Here is a 2,153-nt window from a genome sequence, read left to right on the forward strand (position 1 = left end):
AAAATTTTCAGTTTAAAGGGTTCTGAATACCGTCTGATTACTTTGTCATTTTTGTACATAATGTTTAAAATTATGTAGCCTTTATTCAGGACGGGTCATAATTAACCACAACGTTGATGTGTATGATAAGTTGCGTATTTGTATGCAAGGATTTTCCGAAGGAAAATCAGAAGCTAGCAAATGAGCAACTAATTTTGGTTTAAGGTAAAGCTAGCAATTTTTTATACACGGTGTTAGCATACGTATTTATTCTTTCGTTTTTATTAGTGGTCTATTATCTATAAATGGAATAGAAAAAAATTGGGTAAGTTCCTCTCCGTGTCTATAGTAATAATCAAATTCTGGTAATGTTTTTAATGTGCTAATAAGTTTCTTTTCTAAATTTTCATCATCAATTCCTTTGATTGAAACAGAGTAATCATTTTTAGATTTTCCAGTTTTGAAAACTATTGAAATCCGTTTGTTTTTTATTTTATTGCGAGTTTCTGAATCTAAATTATTATCGATGAAATCAATTAAGTTTTTTGAGTTTTCTGTGTAGATAGATTTATAATAATTGCCAGTTTTAAAATCCTCTTTTTCAAGTATTCCTTTTTCAAAAGTCAATTTCCATTCTGATTGATAAATTGGGAAACCTGGACTTTGACTCATCCAAATATGTTCTCCTTTTGGGACAAAAAGATTGCCAGAAAACCAATCGGCTAAAATCAAATTGTTTTTTATTTTATCAGGAAAGAGTTTATTCAAATCGGTTTTTATACTGTCTTTTTTATAGTTGAAACTATATATGTTTGATAAATAAAGTTTTCTATTTATAATTTTCCATTCAGCAGTATAATTTTTTAAGCAACCCCAACATTCGGGTTTTATTTCTTTGTTTTCAAAGAGATTTTTTTGGTCAAATTCAGATAGAGAGTATAATGGGAAAGTTTGAATTTGAATTGTGTCAGTTTTCCATATTAACAAGTCAGGTTCAGCATAAGGTTGTCCAGCGTAATTTCGAGACTGACAAAAACCAATGTTCATTGTCAATAAGATAATATATAGGACTGTCTTTGTCATATGTATGCTAACGGTCTCGGCTATGATTTCGTTGTGGAATCATCCGCAGGATTATTCCGCCGAAATCCAGACCTTTCATTTATAAATTAAACTTTGTTTTAACTCGTTGCCACAATGAATTATAGCCATTGTTGTAACCAGTATTTTTTCTTAAACTTTTTAGTGGAACATTTACGTCACACTTATTTTTTTCCAAGTCAGAGTAATAACTATCTTGAAATAATTTCAGGTTATCCCAATTCGAAAAACTTTGATAATGTCTCGAAGATGAATAACTTTTGTCAACCTCTAATTGTCCGACTATCTCAATTTCAATTTCTGCTTTTTTATAATGTTGAGCGTAGTACCAACTTATTTTTTCTTTTGGTTTGAACTCTTTATTTATTTGTTGTTCAAGTCCAAACAAAATGTTAGCATTTTCAAAATCTTGTTCAGTCGGTTTGTCAGACTTTTTTAAATCGGTTACCGCGACCAAATTAAGTCCGAATTCCGATTCTTTTTCTGATTCAAGTACGAATGCTCCACAGAAGTCTCCATCACTTAATTTGAATATTAAACAATCTCCTTTTTGGAAAATCGCACCTCTTTTTTTCTTAACCTTTCTCTTTCGTGCAGTTTTCTTTTCGGTTGATATTTTTTCCAGAAAGTTTTCTAATACTTTTTTCCGCTTTGTCAAATCCGATTTTGAGGCGTCAAGTTCTTTCCACAATTCAATGTCCTTTTCAGATTCCACAATGTCTTTAATTCGATTGTAGATTTTTGGGTCAAGAGCTTTACATTCCCATTGAGATTTTGCTATGGTAATCCAAAAATTATTTTGGTCTTCGTGAGAGTCAATCAGTTCTTTATTTTCTTTTAATAACTTTTCGGTTATGGCAGAAACTTCCATTCCTTGATTGTACAATTCAAAGAATTCATAATTGATGTCTTCGTAAACGTCATTTGAAGAAATTCCTGTTCCCCAAGTTCCCATAGGCGTTTTTCAATATGTCTCGTCCTGAAATATGGCTACAGGTTAAAATTGAAATTAAGCTGATAATTTATATACCATATTCGGTGTTTTGAAGTCTAAAGATAAATGTAATCTTATT

2 protein-coding genes are annotated in these 2,153 nt (G+C 30.7%); both read right to left on the reverse strand.

Annotated elements, in window-relative coordinates; genetic code table 11:
* Positions 1-246 precede the first annotated feature (246 nt).
* Positions 247-1,062 carry a hypothetical protein gene (locus IE051_RS18490; RefSeq protein WP_189362897.1) on the reverse strand — a complete coding sequence of 272 codons (816 nt, stop codon included), beginning with the start codon at positions 1,060-1,062 and terminating at the stop codon, positions 247-249.
* A gap of 79 nt (positions 1,063-1,141) precedes the next feature.
* Positions 1,142-2,035 carry a hypothetical protein gene (locus IE051_RS18495; RefSeq protein ID WP_189362898.1) on the reverse strand — a complete coding sequence of 298 codons (894 nt, stop codon included), beginning with the start codon at positions 2,033-2,035 and terminating at the stop codon, positions 1,142-1,144.
* Between the last annotated feature and the right edge of the window lie 118 nt (positions 2,036-2,153).

This window comes from Algibacter mikhailovii, assembly GCF_014651495.1.
GTDB classification, from domain to species: domain Bacteria; phylum Bacteroidota; class Bacteroidia; order Flavobacteriales; family Flavobacteriaceae; genus Algibacter_E; species Algibacter_E mikhailovii.